Source organism: Paenibacillus sp. FSL R10-2771, from assembly GCF_038000205.1.
Lineage (GTDB): Bacteria > Bacillota > Bacilli > Paenibacillales > Paenibacillaceae > Paenibacillus_AQ > Paenibacillus_AQ phytohabitans.
Map to the genome: position 1 here is coordinate 6,639,271 of NZ_JBBOBM010000001.1, position 16,770 is coordinate 6,656,040.

Consider the following 16,770-nt stretch of genomic DNA (forward strand, 5'->3'; position numbering starts at 1 on the left):
ATGATATCCACATGAATTGGGGAGTAATTGTTAAAAAATATAATCTATCCACATGTGTATAAGTTTTCATTTCTTTCTATTTACCACCGAATTATACACAAGCTATGCACAAAATGCACAAGCAGTACCAGAAATAGGGCCCTAAGTAATTGTAATACTATTCTCTAAAGGACACAAAAAAGCCATTGTCGATTACTCAACAATGGCTTCATTTGCTTGGCAACGTCCTACTCTCCCAGGACCCTTCGGTCCAAGTACCATCGGCGCTGGAGGGCTTAACGGTCGTGTTCGGGATGGGTACGCGTGGAACCCCTCCGCTATCGCCACCAAACATGCGTCTGTGAAACAGACGCTGCCGCTTGAAATTCGGTTCATCACGGATGTGTGAATGAATTTCATGGCGTACAGGCTTGATCACCTGAAAACTGAATCCGAAACGAATCTGCGCTCTAAGAAATTTGGATAAGCCCTCGACCGATTAGTATTGGTCAGCTCCATGCATTGCTGCACTTCCACCTCCAACCTATCTACCTCGTCGTCTTCAAGGGGTCTTACTAGTTGGGAAATCTCATCTTGAGGGGGGCTTCACGCTTAGATGCTTTCAGCGCTTATCCCGTCCGTACGTAGCTACTCAGCCATGCTCCTGGCGGAACAACTGATGCACCAGCGGTACGTCCATCCCGGTCCTCTCGTACTAAGGACAGCTCCTCTCAAATTTCCTGCGCCCACGACAGATAGGGACCGAACTGTCTCACGACGTTCTGAACCCAGCTCGCGTACCGCTTTAATGGGCGAACAGCCCAACCCTTGGGACCTACTTCAGCCCCAGGATGCGATGAGCCGACATCGAGGTGCCAAACCTCCCCGTCGATGTGGACTCTTGGGGGAGATAAGCCTGTTATCCCCAGGGTAGCTTTTATCCGTTGAGCGATGGCCCTTCCATGCGGTACCACCGGATCACTAAGTCCGACTTTCGTCCCTGCTCGACTTGTAGGTCTCGCAGTCAAGCTCCCTTATGCCTTTGCACTCTGCGAATGATTTCCAACCATTCTGAGGGAACCTTTGAACGCCTCCGTTACTCTTTAGGAGGCGACCGCCCCAGTCAAACTGCCCGCCTGACACGGTCCCCGTACCCGATTAGGGCACTAGGTTAGAACCTAGATACGATCAGGGTGGTATCCCAACGGCGCCTCCGCAGAAGCTTGCGCTCCTGCCTCACCGGCTCCCACCTATCCTGTACAGATCGTACCCAAATTCAATATCAAGCTGCAGTAAAGCTCCATGGGGTCTTTCCGTCTTGTCGCGGGTAACCTGCATCTTCACAGGTATTAAAATTTCACCGGATCTCTCGTTGAGACAGCGCCCAAGTCGTTACGCCATTCGTGCGGGTCAGAATTTACCTGACAAGGAATTTCGCTACCTTAGGACCGTTATAGTTACGGCCGCCGTTTACTGGGGCTTCGGTTCACAGCTTCGGGTTTAACCCCTAACCACTCCCCTTAACCTTCCAGCACCGGGCAGGCGTCAGCCCGTATACTTCGCCTTGCGGCTTCGCACAGACCTGTGTTTTTGCTAAACAGTCGCTTGGGCCTTTTCACTGCGGCCCCCTCGGGCTATTCACCCTACCGAGGCACCTCTTCTCCCGAAGTTACGAGGTCATTTTGCCGAGTTCCTTAACGAGAGTTCTTCCGCGCGCCTTAGAATTCTCTTCTCGCCTACCTGTGTCGGTTTGCGGTACGGGCACCTTCTCCTGGCTAGAGGCTTTTCTTGGCAGTGTGAGATCATGACCTTCGCTACTACAATTTTCGCTCCCCATCACAGCCCAGCCTTATCGATGTGCGGATTTGCCTACACATCAGCCTCACTGCTTAGACGGACACATCCATCAGTCCGCGTCACTACCCTCCTGCGTCACCCCATCGCTCATAGCGGATTACGGTGGTACAGTAATTTCAAACTGTTGTCCTTCGACTACGCCTTTCGGCCTCGCCTTAGGTCCCGACTTACCCTGAGCGGACGAGCCTTCCTCAGGAAACCTTGGGCTTTCGGCGGATCAGATTCTCACTGATCTTTTCGTTACTCATACCGGCATTCTCACTTGTATGCTGTCCAGCGCTCCTTACGGTACACCTTCAACCTACATACAACGCTCCCCTACCCCAGATGCAAAGCATCTAGCCATAGCTTCGGTGGTGTGTTTAGCCCCGTTACATTTTCGGCGCAGAGTCACTCGACCAGTGAGCTATTACGCACTCTTTCAATGGTGGCTGCTTCTAAGCCAACATCCTGGTTGTCTGTGCAACTCCACATCCTTTCCCACTTAACACACACTTGGGGACCTTAGCTGATGGTCTGGGCTGTTTCCCTTTTGACAATGGATCTTAGCACTCACTGTCTGACTCCCGGCAAGAAGTTAATGGCATTCGGAGTTTGACTGAGCTTGGTAACCCTTGCGGGCCCCGCACCCAATCAGTGCTCTACCTCCACCACTCCATTCACCGAGGCTAGCCCTAAAGCTATTTCGGGGAGAACCAGCTATCTCCGAGTTCGATTGGAATTTCTCCGCTACCCCCACCTCATCCCCGCATTTTTCAACATGCGTGGGTTCGGGCCTCCAGTGCGTGTTACCGCACCTTCACCCTGGACAGGGGTAGATCACACGGTTTCGGGTCTACGTCCACATACTCAATCGCCCTATTCAGACTCGCTTTCGCTGCGGCTCCGGCTTCTCACCTTAACCTTGCATGTTAAACGTAACTCGCCGGTTCATTCTACAAAAGGCACGCCATCACCCATAGATCGGGCTCTGACTTTTTGTAAGCACACGGTTTCAGGTTCTATTTCACTCCCCTTCCGGGGTGCTTTTCACCTTTCCCTCACGGTACTGTTTCACTATCGGTCGCCAGGTAGTATTTAGCCTTAGCAGATGGTCCTGCTGGATTCATACGGGGTTTCACGTGCCCCGCACTACTCGGGATCCGTCTCGGAGAGAACACAGTTTAGGCTACAGGGCTTTTACCTCTATCGCGGGCCTTTCCAGACCTCTTCGCCTACCATATTCCTTTGTAACTCCATGTGAGACGTCCCACAACCCCAAGAGGCAAGCCCCTTGGTTTAGGCTGTTCCGCGTTCGCTCGCCGCTACTGACGGAATCACTATTGTTTTCTCTTCCTCAGGGTACTTAGATGTTTCAGTTCCCCTGGTCTGCCTCTGCGTATCCTATGTATTCAGATACGAGTAACTGCGAATTACCACAGCTGGGTTTCCCCATTCGGACACCCCCGGATCAAAGCTTGCTTACAGCTCCCCGAGGCAGTTTCGTTGTTCGCCACGTCCTTCGTCGGCTCCTGGCGCCTAGGCATCCTCCGTGTGCTCTTATTAGCTTAACCAATGCGTTTTCCGTTAGGAAAATCGCTGTAGCAACTAATAACTATTTCAACTTGCTTACACAAGTTTCAGCTAAAAGATGTTCTAAAACGCAAATTCGTTTCGGTATCCAGTTTTCAAGGATCAAGGTGCTGAAATTTCGGTACAATCACGACTGTGATGTTCGAAAATTCAGACAGTTTAAAGATGAGAGTTTGAGCTCTCAAAACTGACCAACGAGTGAGTAACAGGCCTAGACCTGAGTTTTGGAAGCTTACGCTTCCGATTTGAATGTCACCGTTGCAGGTGACGATTCTCCATAGAAAGGAGGTGATCCAGCCGCACCTTCCGATACGGCTACCTTGTTACGACTTCACCCCAATCATCTACCCCACCTTCGGCGGCTGGCTCCCTTGCGGGTTACCCCACCGACTTCGGGTGTTGTAAACTCTCGTGGTGTGACGGGCGGTGTGTACAAGACCCGGGAACGTATTCACCGCGGCATGCTGATCCGCGATTACTAGCAATTCCGACTTCATGCAGGCGAGTTGCAGCCTGCAATCCGAACTGAGACCGGCTTTGCTGGGATTGGCTCCACCTCGCGGTTTCGCTTCCCGTTGTACCGGCCATTGTAGTACGTGTGTAGCCCAGGTCATAAGGGGCATGATGATTTGACGTCATCCCCACCTTCCTCCGGTTTGTCACCGGCAGTCACTCTAGAGTGCCCAGCTTCACCTGCTGGCAACTAAAGTCAAGGGTTGCGCTCGTTGCGGGACTTAACCCAACATCTCACGACACGAGCTGACGACAACCATGCACCACCTGTCTCCAATGCTCCGAAGAGGGGCACTATCTCTAATGCTTTCATCGGGATGTCAAGACCTGGTAAGGTTCTTCGCGTTGCTTCGAATTAAACCACATACTCCACTGCTTGTGCGGGTCCCCGTCAATTCCTTTGAGTTTCAGTCTTGCGACCGTACTCCCCAGGCGGAGTGCTTACTGTGTTAACTTCGGCACCAAGGGTATCGAAACCCCTAACACCTAGCACTCATCGTTTACGGCGTGGACTACCAGGGTATCTAATCCTGTTTGCTCCCCACGCTTTCGCGCCTCAGCGTCAGTTACAGCCCAGAAAGTCGCCTTCGCCACTGGTGTTCCTCCACATATCTACGCATTTCACCGCTACACGTGGAATTCCACTTTCCTCTTCTGTACTCAAGTCACCCAGTTTCCAGTGCGACCCCAGGTTGAGCCCAAGGTTTAAACACCAGACTTAAATGACCGCCTGCGCGCGCTTTACGCCCAATAATTCCGGACAACGCTTGCCCCCTACGTATTACCGCGGCTGCTGGCACGTAGTTAGCCGGGGCTTTCTTCTCAGGTACCGTCACTCCGGTAGCAGTTACTCTACCGGACGTTCTTCCCTGGCAACAGAGCTTTACGATCCGAAAACCTTCATCACTCACGCGGCATTGCTCCGTCAGGCTTTCGCCCATTGCGGAAGATTCCCTACTGCTGCCTCCCGTAGGAGTCTGGGCCGTGTCTCAGTCCCAGTGTGGCCGTTCACCCTCTCAGGTCGGCTACGCATCGTCGCCTTGGTGAGCCATTACCCCACCAACTAGCTAATGCGCCGCAGGCCCATCCCCAAGTGGCAGATTGCTCCGCCTTTCATTCTCTCTTCAGGAGAGGAAAGAAATTATCCGGTATTAGCTACCGTTTCCGGTAGTTATCCCAGTCTTGAGGGCAGGTTGCCTACGTGTTACTCACCCGTCCGCCGCTAAGCATGAATGGAAGCAAGCTTCCATTCAAACTCCGCTCGACTTGCATGTATTAGGCATGCCGCCAGCGTTCGTCCTGAGCCAGGATCAAACTCTCCAAATTGTATTTAGAAAGAGCGATTGCTCATTTTGAAACATCTGACGAGAATTTTCATTCTCTTTTTTGGAAGTCACTTTCGTGATTTCCGATACTCACTCGTTGTTCAGTTTTCAAAGATCAAGCTCGTTGTCAGCGCCGCTCATCGCGTCACCAGCAACTCTTATAATATATCACATTCATTCGAGTAATGCAAGCTTTATTTTGAAATCACTTATTTAAGCCATTTCTTATTAAGTTTGCCGCTCCAACAACGCTTATTTATAATACCCTATCTCTCTACCAAAAAGCAACCTTTTCCAAAATAAAAATAACCCGCTTAATTACTAAGCGGGTTATCCTCAATGAAACTATGAATGCATCTGTGCTCTTAGTAGAACTTAGCTGCAGTATATTTACTTGCTACTTTAACCAGATCTGCTGTTTTGCTGTTCTTGGCAAGTCCAGCATCAACTGTAGTATCAATAGTTACCCATTTGCCATTAAGGAACACTTCATTCCAAGCGTGGTAAGAAGTCACATAACTTGTGTTACCCATAACCAGTTTGGTAGGAATGCCTTCACTGCGAAGCATAGTAGCGAACAAGGAAGCGTAATCGTAGCAGATCCCCTTCTTGGTAGCCAAGGTGCTGTCGTTGTTAGGGATGTAATCTGTAGTAACACTGGAAGCCAGGGAATAATCATATTTCACATTGGCTACGATATAATTATAGATAGCCTTCACTTTGTCTTCATCTGATGTCAAACCTTGTGTAAGCTGTGTTGCTTTCAGAACTGCTTTATCGGAAGAACTCCATTTAACATTCTGTACGGAGCTCAGATATACGGCGTTGGCGTTGCTCAGGCTAAGATCTACCGTCTCGGAAGAGATTACTTTGTATTTGTTGCCGTTAGTGTTCTCAAGTACGGAAACCTTGTATGAACCGTTACCTTGTTGAAGCGGGAATGTTTCAGTTGGTTTGGAAGTGTATAAGTTGTAGGTGTAGCTGTTATTATCTTTGGTGATCATCAGCTTAATCTTCTTATCCTTAGGAACATTATAAGAAACTCCGATAACACCCTGATCAAGTTGACCTATGTTCAACCAGCTTGCATCTGCATTAGCAGCTTGAGCTGTACCTGTCTGCACCGACGTAACCACTACGAATAGTGTAACCAACATTAAATAGAACTTCTTCATTGGATAAAACCCCTTTCGGTAGCTGGCTGCCATCCTTACGGGAAGGCCCTTTAGCTTTGCGTCCCTACCTTTCGATAGGTTTGCCGTTATCGTATAAGCTTTATCTGTCCTTGCTTCTACCATAAAATGCTAGATTCACAATAAGAACAAACAAAAAAGCCTCTTCATTCGGTAGCTGGCTGCCATCCTTACGGGAAGGCCCTCTAGCTTTGCGTCCCTACCTTTCGATAGGTTTGCCGTTTATCGTGTATTAGCTTTGTATAGTTATATCTTACCATATCTATTTCTATTATCAAGACCTAAATCACTAGATTTCCGCGAAAACAAATAAAAATTTTAAGTATTTTAAGTTTTTCCGTCATTATTCTACAAACATCACGATAACTTTGCGTGAATGATAAGTCTATGCGTTGGATTCACCAGCGGATCACAAGTAATGAGTGTTAGAATCTTGTCATCCTTATTCCCTTTCAATACGGATACATCGGTTGGTTCCACAATAGTCACATCATAAACTACATAATTGTATGCCTGCTTGCCGGTTGTAACGGAAATAGTGTCCCCGACTCCAACTTCATTCAATCTGTTGAATAGCCTTCCCGTAGTTCTTGATCTATGCGCTGCAATTGCAGCATTCCCAGCAGAGCCAAGCGGAGCCGTCTCCTTCATATGCGCAGCAGCATGCTTCATATTCGCCTTGGTGGCGCCTTCCAGGACAGGCAGCTTCAGATCTATTTTGTCGATTTCGATGATTGCCATCACCTTGCCTCCGACTTCAATCTCAGGCGCAGCAGAGGGTTCTGGCTCTTCCGCAGCCGACTCATCCGCCAGCAGCTGGGTTACTTCCGCGTAAGGCTTACTTAGATCAGCACTGGCCGGAGCTGACGCAGACGGAACGATTTCACTGTAGGCCTGTTCAGCCTCTTCCAGCAGCTTTTGCTGCTGACGGTCATTGTACCATTCGCTTCCTTTGGGATAGAGCATAATAAGCACCCCGGCAAGTATAATCAAATAGGATAATTTCCGCATGACAATCGCCTCCGTAATATAGAATAGATGTTACCCTTCCGGAATAATTAAGAAGCAATGCTTCTTAATTATCAGAATACCCATTTCCGGCTTCCGAAGAAATTAATGATCACCGTAACAAATGTGACCAGCACTTTGGCGACCAGCACTTGAATACCGAGAGAATCGGTCAATATATGAATCAGCAGCACCGATATACCCAGCACCAACAGATTCAGCACGATAAACCTGATCAGCTGCATCCGGTCGAAGCCCTCTTTATTGCCTCTGTCCCGATCACGGAAGGTTACCTTTTTGTTCCAGAAGAAGCTGTTGGCCGTACCGGCGCTGTAGGAAATAATCTGCGCAGGGGTGTTGATCATCCCAAGGGAATGCAGCAGTGTGAATACAGCAAAATCAATCAGTGTATTCAGCAGGCCTACCGCATTGAATTTCAGGAACTGGATGAACCCCGCACTCCATTTCTTATCTGGCATAATCGCTTTCCTTCCGCGTGTCTTCTATTTCCGCATCCGGATAGCCTTTGGTCTCACGTACAATATAGAGCGGTCTGTCCTTCGACTCATCATAGATCCGTCCGATATACTCACCAATTACCCCCAGCAGCATCAGCACAATCCCGTTGAAGAGCAGGTTCACGCCGACTATAGATGCCCATCCGGGTACGGTCCAGGAGGTAAAGATTTTTTGGAACAATACCAGGAACAGATAGATGAAGCTGGAAAAGGACAGAAAGAATCCGATATAGGATGCGATTTTGAGCGGTTTGTGGGAAAAGGAGGTGATGCCGTCGAGCGCAAACCGGATCATTTTCTTGAGCGGATATTTCGTTTCCCCGGCAAAGCGCTCCTCCCGCACATATTCTACCATGGTCTGCCGGAAGCCTACCCAGCTTACCAGACCCCGGACATACCGGTTCTTCTCCTTCAAACCGCGCAGCACATCACAGACTTTACGGTCGATCAGCCGGAAGTCCCCGGTATCGGTAGGGATTTCAACACTGGTCATACTGCTGAGTAGGCGGTAAAAGATCTTAGCGGTGACTTTCTTGAAGAAAGTCTCCCCGTGACGCTTCAACCGCTTGGCATACACGACTTCGTAGCCCTCTTTCCACTTGGCAATCATCTGCAGAATAACCTCAGGAGGATCCTGGAGGTCTGCGTCAATCACCACGACTGCCTGGCCTTCGGCATAATCCATACCAGCCGTAATCGCCACCTGGTGGCCGAAATTACGGGAGAAGTCGATCAGCTTGACATGCTCATCCCGGCTGCTGATCTCGCGCATGATCTCCGCCGTGCGGTCCCGGCTGCCGTCATTGACGAAAACCAGTTCATAGGAATCACCGCAACCATCCATTACTTTTTTGAGCCGCTCATAGGTTACCTGAATGACTTCCTCCTCATTGAACATGGGGACAATTACACTGTATCTGGCTTTCACCTTAGTTCCTCCTATAAGTTTCTACGAGATACCCCGCAATAAAACTGTTTTCTGAAACATATGCCTTCTTAAATAGTGCCCCTAGAATACCCAGGAAGGGAACCAGCGCAGTACAGTATTTATATAACTGCTGTTAATCTGCATTCCGGACAACACCGGATAGAACATTACAAACAGGATGGCTGCAGCAGCCACATAGGCATACCGCAGATATTTGGCGTCGCCGAATCTGCTGTCAAGCAGCTTCAGGATATAGACAACCGACAGAATCATAAATGGCACCATCGCAAAATAATGGTACAGGAACGTCTCACGCGGCACAAGCATCCACGGGACATACTGTGAGAAGAACCCGATCCAGATCATGTACAGATTCTTGTCCCTGCGTTTCACGGTAAGCCACACGGCTGCCAGCATAGCGAAGATTCCTGTCCACCAGATGAGGGGATTCCCCATGGTCACGATACTGCTGGCCTTACCTTCCGGCAAGCCTTCACCGCCGCTGAAGAACCAGACCGGACGTTTCATGAACGGCCACTCCCACCAGGAAGAGGCGAACGGATGCGTAGCTACAAGCTGGCTGTGATAGTTGTACATATTTTTCTGGGCATCAATCAGTCCCTTAATGGTGAAGCCTTCCGCCGAAGCAGAGAGCGCCGGGACAAAGGACAGGCTATAGATGATAACCGGGATAGCAATGAAGAATATGATGCAGCTGGCCAAAGTAATGATGGTGTTCTTCCAGAAGGATTGGTCCGCTGTCCGGCAGGCAGCTTTGAGCTCCTGACCGGTCAGCTTGCCCTCAGCCAGCAGACGGCCTGCAGCCTTATACTCCCTATACCGCTCAAACAGCGCCAGTGCCAGCATCACCGCAAGTCCTGCCCCTCCGTAGAGAACAATCCACTTGGAAGCAACTCCGATTCCGAAGAACAGTCCGGACCAGAACAGCGGAACCAGCGTTGTGCGCAGCGGCATACGGTAGAAGTTCATCGTATAATACCGCTGCATGAAATAGAACATCAGCATAATGAAGAATACGCCGTATACATCAATCGTTGAAATGCGTGTCTGGGTGAAATGCATGAAGTCCAGCGCGAACAGTCCGGCTGCTAATGCAGCATAGGTAGTCTTCCGGAACAGCCGCATCGCCATGATATAGATCAGCGGCAGCATTGCAATGCCGAACAGGGTGCCGATGATACGCCAGCCAAACGGATTGACGCCAAACAGCTCCATGCCTGCACCGATCAGCAGCTTGCCAAGCGGCGGGTGCGTATTCTCATAAGGGACAATATCATGATAATGTTCATAAGCGGTCCGTGCATGATAGATTTCATCGAAATACGTACTGTTCATGAAATTCGAGTTCTCCGGGATCATGGACTGCTCATCGAACAGATTGGCTGGCGTCCCTCTTTTGGGAGCCGCAGCGGCATCCGGTGTAACACCGGCAATTTGCAGAGGCGTCTTCGGTGCCTCCTGGCCATAGAAAGCCACTTCATTCAGGGTGAAGCCCGGAGAGGTGACTGTCAGCTTGACGTATCTTGCCGATACGTTCAGCGGCTGGCTTTTCCATATGAAGACATTGCCGACATCCTCGCTCACATCAAGCGGGCTGCTCCAATTATCCGGACTCTGGCTGAACTCCAGCTGAAACTTGCCCGTGCCGACACCGCCGAAGATATTTACCCGCTCCAGCTGGTGGGCCTGCCCCAGATCCACATAGAAGCTCTCGCCGCTGGCGGCAGGCTCCCACAGGGTTTCAGGCGACTTGTTGTCCCCCAGATGATAAAGCGCAAGCGCTCCATAGAGTACCGTGATCGCGATCATCCAGATCCAATCTCTGCGCTGCAGCTTCAGCGGGGAACGCCGTTCTTGCTTGGCAAGGGGCTGAATCCCCTCTGCAAGCCGCACATCTGCTTCAAATGCAGCCTGCGTTGTAACAGGCTCTGGCAGGAGCTTTGTTGCTTTGCGGATATATACATCGTACCCAACATACAGCAGATATAATGCCAGAACTACGGTAGTAATCGCTGTAACCAGGACAATTCCGTCTGTCGGCGGATTGCTGCCGGTATTGAGATAGGCCAGCGTATAGCCTACATTAATATATTGAGTCAGCGAGAATCCGAGAAACAGTGTCAGGAAACGCCGGTCCTTGCTCTCAATGAAGGTGAATAGAGAAAGGAGCAGAACAGGATACAGGTAGCGTTCATGCATTTTGGTGCCAAATACAAAGACAACCGTGATCAGCACCATGCCGAGGAAATACGATTTAGAAAGATCCTTGCGGTCCTTGGTATTGAAGGAATAATAAGCTGCAAGAGCTACCGCTACAAGTATGAAAATAAAGCCCCATATGCGGTAAGGTATGCCGAGCCAGGTGACATCAAGCGCTGACCACATCGGATCCGTCAAAGCATAAAGATTGAATGCATTAACTGTAGAATACGGATAAGAAGATAAAGTGCTCTTATATAAATCAATCACTCCGGCAAAACCGCCGTTATTCCAGAAGAACGGGGCTGCGAGCAGAGCAAATATTCCCAGTCCGTAGACAGCGCCCAGAGCAAGCTGCTTCCAGGCACGGTGATGATAGAAGGCAAAGATCAGGACCGGTGTGAAAATCAGCGCCTGCGGTTTGATCAGTGTGGCAATGGCGAAAAAGATCGCTGCGCGTACAAAGGTTCTATCCACTACTCCCATTATGCTGAGCAGCAGGAAGATGAGGAAGAAGGAGTCTGCTTGTCCCCACGCTGCAGAGTCCATCAGCACTGCCGGGTTAAACAGGAACAGCATCATCAGCCCGATCGCAAGTCCGGGTCCGATCTTGGCACGTGCGCCCTTGTAGATGATCCAGCCGAGCACGAGGTCGGAGATGATGGCCGGCAGCTTATATAGCACAGTCTCTGCGCCTGACCCGCCCGCAAAATTAAACAATCCGCGGAGCAGACTCAGCAGGTACAGCACATACAAGTAGCCTGGGGGGTAATCCGCGAAATAGCCTTCTTCATAGAACTTGCCCGGACCAAGGTCTGTCAGACGATGGCTCCAAGCCATGAATGTATTCATATCATTCTGATAGCCCTGCGCAGTCAGGCCAATCCAGATCCGCAGAATGAATGCTACACCAAACAGGACATACAGCCAGCGTGTATAGATCACATCCTGCTGGTTCAGCAGGCGTTTACTGCTGAAGGCTCTGTGATATAAAAGAGCAAAGAACACACTGAACACTGCCGATATCAGCAGCAGCTTGGCAGGTGACACCTTATGCGGTGTTTCTGCCGGCTGGCTCCCGCCGCCCGCATCCGCCCCGGCCGCCGGTGCTCCGCTGTCCAGCGATACAATGTTCGCGCCTTCCGGAGCAGCATCCAGCTGTTCTACGGACAGATCATCGAAATAGGCCTTGCCCTGAATCAGGTTGGCATATCCGCCCAGGGCAGCACCTATCCCGATCTCGGTCTGCTCTTTGCCGGTCTGGCCGATGAACTCGAGATGCTGCCATTCGCCAGCTGTATCCTGGGTGGCGGGATAACCGCCGCCAATTCCGACCGGGAATATATTAGCACCCATTCCTCCGCCTGCTGTACTGACTATTTTGACATAACCCGAGATCTTGTAGTAGCTGTCCGGCGAGACGGCAACCGTCTGTACCCACTTCAGGTGATTGGGTTCAAGGTTCTCAATGACTGCCGCTTTGCTGCCGGAGTGAACATCCTCGGATTGAACGGACAGCAGACCGGAGGCATCGCCCGAGATCCACATATCTTTGCTCCAGCTGGCAGGCGCACCGTCCTCCCCATCCTCAAAACCCGGATTCTGCAGTAAATTCCCCTCAGCATAAACGTTTGTTACAGGAAGAATAAATAATAAGAGCATCAGTATAACGGTTGCCGCCGCACGTGTATTCTTGGTCATCGTTCCACCCTCACCTCGTCAATGTTAATCCAGCCGTTACCGCCGGTTATGTAAACTTCTGCCTGCATCCCCTGCTCCAGCGTGACCGCAGGGAGTGTAACCTGATGATAATCTTCCCCTGCCTGCAGTTCGGCTTCTGCCAGCACAGTGCCGGTTGCACGGATTCCGATCTTCCCGCCGCCGCTGCCGCCTGCACTAACCATTGCGGATAGCTTGTAGTCACCGGCTGCCGCGGCAAAAACCTGTGACACGCTTCTGTCAGCTCCCGCATCAAGATAAGCCAGCCTAGTTCCGGCGTAAGGCTTATTGTCAGCCACTCCCGCTCCCGCAGAGAATGTCCAGCCCGAAGTCCCTTCTTCAAACCCCCCGTTCCTAAATTCAGCAGCGGGAACCTCCGGAGCTGCCGGAAGCCCGTCCGCTTTGTCTTTAGTAAGCATTACGCTGTAGTTGGCGAAACGCTTAACTGTATATTCTGTACTTGCCGCAGGAAGCGGAGAGCTATTCCCAAAGATATATGCGGCATTTGCAGGCACCATGTTCAAATCGTCAAATCTGTATCTCCCAAAGGAGGATACACGCTGGAAAGCTTCTCCCGGATTGGCGTAAACGGCGGAATCCTGGAAGTCTTGCGGATTGATCCGCTCATAGAACAGCACATAAATGTAGGGCATATTCACATTATTGGTAATATAGATTTCTCCCGGGCTGTGTTCGGAGGCATACTGCACCGCCTCACCGAAAGAATCATAAAAAGCCGGTCCGATCCGGCCGGGGAACTCACGGAAATAATCACTTGAGAACAGGACAAAAAATATTGTAAACACTGCAGCGGCCAATACGGCAGCTCCCTTGACTCTCCCCGCAAGCCACACAAATCCGGCGCTTACCAGCATGATGAACGGATAAAAAATAATATTGATCCGGTTGATGTTTACACTTGTAATAAACGCCATCAGCACGGCAATCAGGAACCAGAGCAGCAACACTCCATACCCTGCGTTCTCCCGCCGCCTGGTCCACCACGAATGTATGAGGACAACCAACCCCAGCAGCGCAAAGGGAAGCGCGATCGGGTACGCATAGCCATAAGGAGAAATTGAATTCCATGGCAAGCCGTCAGTCCCGCTAAGCATAAGCTTGCTGAATGCACTGAAGTTATCCGCAGCTGCCCTCCCAAGCTGTCCGCTGAACACGGATGAAATCTCCTCCACACGCGGCATCGTAAGCTTGGGAATAGTGAACAATGGAGTGGCTATGTCCTGCATGGAGTAACGGTTAATAACAATAAATAATAGTATAGGCAGGGCCATTGCTGCAAACAGCAGGCTGTTCCACACAAGAGTCCTGAGCTTAAGTATCTTGCTATACAATAGAAGAATTGCCGTACCAAGCGCAAATAACGGGACAAAAAAGTAAGCTGTTCCATAGGCATACAGCGAGAGGGCCAGCATGCCGGTAAACGCATAAAACCATCGCGGATTGTCGAAGGATCTTAGCAGAAGGTACACAGCTATCAGAATCATCGTGGGAAACAGATTCGATTCCAGCGCCCACCTGGACATCATAATATGCCAGGGATTGATCGCAATAAAGAACATGGCAGCGATTCCTGCTCCGGATGAGGCGGACAGCCGTTTCATAATCAGGTAGAAGACAATCATGGCCAGTAAGCCCATGACCAGACTGAGTGCCCGCACAGACAGCGGCGTCAGGCCAAACAGCAGAATAAACGGCATGGACAAGTAGGCATACAGCGCATTCTGTCCGCTGCCCCAGGCGATAAGATGAACGGGCAGATGTACACCATTGCGGTCCATTCCGTAGTGAAGAATGGCGTAAGCATCATAGCCGATAGATGCTTCATCCTGGTTCAGTCCCGGAGGAATAGAATTTATGTATATGATACGAACGATTGCCCCCAGCAGAAACAATAGGTACGGCCAGGGATTGTTAATGCAGGACTTGTAAGCTCTCGTAAGTAAGCCGGACAACGTTTATCACCTCTTCAACAATATAATCTAAATACTGGATGAAGAAAAGGGTAAAGCAGAGGTTAACCCCAGCTGCAGCCTCCTTATGAGGGATTCTCCAGTGAAACTGAACATTTCTATAACAAGTAGAAACGGCTTTGCCGTCCTTCTATAAGGACGGTACCGTTTCAGCGAGAAATAGAAGGATAATTGATAGCGTGAAGCAAATAAATTCTTATATTTTTATAAAAAAAACGGCCCCTTCATATTAATGAAGGAACCGTGTACTTAAAGACGGATGTCGTTCTCTCTTAGCCTTGGCTGCCGATCAGAACATAACGCAGAATAATCAGAACAGCCAGTACCCACATCATCCAGTGGATATCATATTTCTTCTTGCCGGCCAGATTCGCTACGCAAGCCAGAATAACATAAGTGACAATCCCGAACGAAATACCGTTAGCGATGTTGTAAGTGAAAGGCATAATAACAAAGGTAAGGAAGGCCGGGATCGCCAGGACCATGTCCTGGAAATCAATGTCGCGGATGGATTGGGCCATCAGGACACCGACAATAATCAGTGCAGCGGCTGTTGCAGGGCCGGGAATAAGCGCTACAATCGGAGCCAGGAACAATGCGAGCAGGAAGCACACACCTGTAGTTACTGCAGTCAGACCCGTACGTCCGCCTTCAGCTACACCGGCAGCACTCTCAACATAAGCAGTGGTTGTGGAAGTACCCAGCATCGCACCACCGGCAACGGCTACTGCATCTACAAACATGGCGTTACCAACACGTCTTTTGCCTTCTTCAGCATCCTTCATGATTCCTGCACGTTCGGCAGTACCTACAAGTGTACCGAAGGTATCAAACAATTCTACAAAGGTAAAGGTAGCAATTGCGGAAACGATACCGGTGTGCATGATGCCTTCCCAGTCAAATTCCCAGAAGTTGAGTTGCGTGAAGTCCGGAATCCAATGGGCTTGTGAATCATTAATGGAACCAAAATCTACAGCGCCCATCAGGATCGCAGCCAGCGTAGTACCCAGAATACCGAACAGGATTGCGCCGCGTACGCGCAGCACCATCAGGATGGAAATCAGCAGCAGGCCGATAATTACGAGCTGAACATCGGTGTTCTCCAGGCTGCCCATATGAATTACAGTTTCGAAGGAAAGAACATCCGTGAATTTATTAGCGGCAATGTCATTACCGGCTTCAACGCCGATCGTCATCAATCCGCTGTTCTTCAGGCCGATAATGGTGATGAACATCCCGATACCGACCGTGATGGCATGCTTCAGGCTGTCAGGAATTGCGGTAAGCAATATTTGCCGGACCCGGGTAACGGTCAGCAGGATGAAGATGATACCGGAGATAAATACCGCAGTAAGACCCATTTGCCAGGTAAACTCATGTTCGGTGGTTGCCGAAGACAACACTACGGAAGCAAAATATGCATTAAGGCCCATACCAGGTGCCAGAGCTACCGGGAAGTTAATGAATAATCCCATGGCAATTGTGAAAATACCTGCTGCAAGTGCTGTAGCCAGGAATACGGAATACCAGCCCATATCAATGCGGCCAAAGGCAGTCAGGGTATTGGGATTAACCGATAGGATATAAGCCATTGCCATAAACGTGGTCAAACCGGCCATGATCTCTGTGCGTACTGTAGTGCCGTTCTCTTTCAACTTGAAAAAGCGATTCAAATTGTTCTCCCCCTAAGGTGTATGTTATGCCATCACAGCAACAGAAAAGCCGGCATCTGGGAAGACACCGGCCCGAAAAAAGAGATTCTTGCCCGGCATATCCGGTGTTAACCGGAATTCCAGGTAAGCTGCTCTTCTTAATCGTAGCCAGGTCATTACGGTGACCTCGTAGAGACTTCCAGGCCAATCCCCGGAATTATACGAATATGTATTTGCTGTAGCGCTTTATCATTTTAGGTGTATATGACATGAGTTGTCAATGGTAAATACGAAC

7 protein-coding genes, 3 rRNA genes and 3 riboswitches are annotated in these 16,770 nt (G+C 50.0%); all 10 genes read right to left on the bottom strand.

Annotation, left to right across the window (positions count from 1 at the left end):
• Positions 1-214: 214 nt before the first annotated feature.
• The 10 genes from rrf to NSU14_RS28640 all read right to left on the bottom strand — a co-directional run bounded on the left by rrf (position 215) and on the right by NSU14_RS28640 (position 16,496).
• A 5S ribosomal RNA gene (gene rrf, locus NSU14_RS28595) occupies positions 215-331 on the bottom strand.
• A 127-nt stretch (positions 332-458) separates the two neighbouring features.
• Positions 459-3,389, bottom strand: a 23S ribosomal RNA gene (locus tag NSU14_RS28600).
• Positions 3,390-3,689: 300 nt separating this feature from the next.
• Positions 3,690-5,247, bottom strand: a 16S ribosomal RNA gene (locus NSU14_RS28605).
• Together the 16S, 23S and 5S rRNA genes form the textbook arrangement of a ribosomal RNA operon.
• Before the next feature lie 364 nt (positions 5,248-5,611).
• Positions 5,612-6,403, bottom strand: a complete 792-nt coding sequence (locus NSU14_RS28610) for a transglutaminase-like domain-containing protein (protein ID WP_231575274.1) — start codon at positions 6,401-6,403, stop codon at positions 5,612-5,614.
• A 32-nt stretch (positions 6,404-6,435) separates the two neighbouring features.
• A riboswitch (cyclic di-GMP riboswitch) is annotated at positions 6,436-6,516 on the bottom strand.
• Between the two features lie 72 nt (positions 6,517-6,588).
• Positions 6,589-6,669: riboswitch (cyclic di-GMP riboswitch) on the bottom strand.
• Positions 6,670-6,796: 127 nt separating this feature from the next.
• The gene (locus tag NSU14_RS28615; protein ID WP_042133377.1) at positions 6,797-7,450 is read right to left on the bottom strand and encodes a class D sortase; all 654 of its coding nucleotides are present in this window, start codon (positions 7,448-7,450) and stop codon (positions 6,797-6,799) included.
• Positions 7,451-7,521: 71 nt separating this feature from the next.
• The gene (locus NSU14_RS28620; protein WP_042133375.1) at positions 7,522-7,926 is read right to left on the bottom strand and encodes a GtrA family protein; all 405 of its coding nucleotides are present in this window, start codon (positions 7,924-7,926) and stop codon (positions 7,522-7,524) included.
• On the bottom strand, positions 7,916-8,893 hold the full coding sequence (locus tag NSU14_RS28625; RefSeq protein WP_076246315.1) for a glycosyltransferase family 2 protein: 978 nt from the start codon (positions 8,891-8,893) through the stop codon (positions 7,916-7,918). Before NSU14_RS28625 ends, NSU14_RS28620 begins: the two co-directional genes overlap by 11 nt.
• An 81-nt stretch (positions 8,894-8,974) precedes the next feature.
• Positions 8,975-12,814, bottom strand: a complete 3,840-nt coding sequence (locus NSU14_RS28630; RefSeq protein ID WP_340948082.1) for a phospholipid carrier-dependent glycosyltransferase — start codon at positions 12,812-12,814, stop codon at positions 8,975-8,977.
• On the bottom strand, positions 12,811-14,805 hold the full coding sequence (locus NSU14_RS28635; protein ID WP_340948083.1) for a hypothetical protein: 1,995 nt from the start codon (positions 14,803-14,805) through the stop codon (positions 12,811-12,813). The genes NSU14_RS28630 and NSU14_RS28635 overlap by 4 nt, the downstream gene beginning before the upstream one ends.
• 290 nt (positions 14,806-15,095) lie before the next feature.
• The gene (locus NSU14_RS28640; RefSeq protein ID WP_340948084.1) at positions 15,096-16,496 is read right to left on the bottom strand and encodes an NCS2 family permease; all 1,401 of its coding nucleotides are present in this window, start codon (positions 16,494-16,496) and stop codon (positions 15,096-15,098) included.
• Between the two features lie 124 nt (positions 16,497-16,620).
• Positions 16,621-16,720, bottom strand: a riboswitch (purine riboswitch).
• Positions 16,721-16,770 lie beyond the last annotated feature (50 nt).

What these genes read in the sequence shown, in the direction of transcription:
- NSU14_RS28615 (WP_042133377.1), bottom strand. Translation starts at nt 7,450, where the DNA reads ATGCGGAAATTATCCTATTTGATTATACTTGCCGGGGTGCTTATTATG.
- NSU14_RS28630 (WP_340948082.1), bottom strand. Translation starts at nt 12,814, where the DNA reads ATGACCAAGAATACACGTGCGGCGGCAACCGTTATACTGATGCTCTTA.
- NSU14_RS28610 (WP_231575274.1), bottom strand. Translation starts at nt 6,403, where the DNA reads ATGTTGGTTACACTATTCGTAGTGGTTACGTCGGTGCAGACAGGTACA.
- NSU14_RS28620 (WP_042133375.1), bottom strand. Translation starts at nt 7,926, where the DNA reads ATGCCAGATAAGAAATGGAGTGCGGGGTTCATCCAGTTCCTGAAATTC.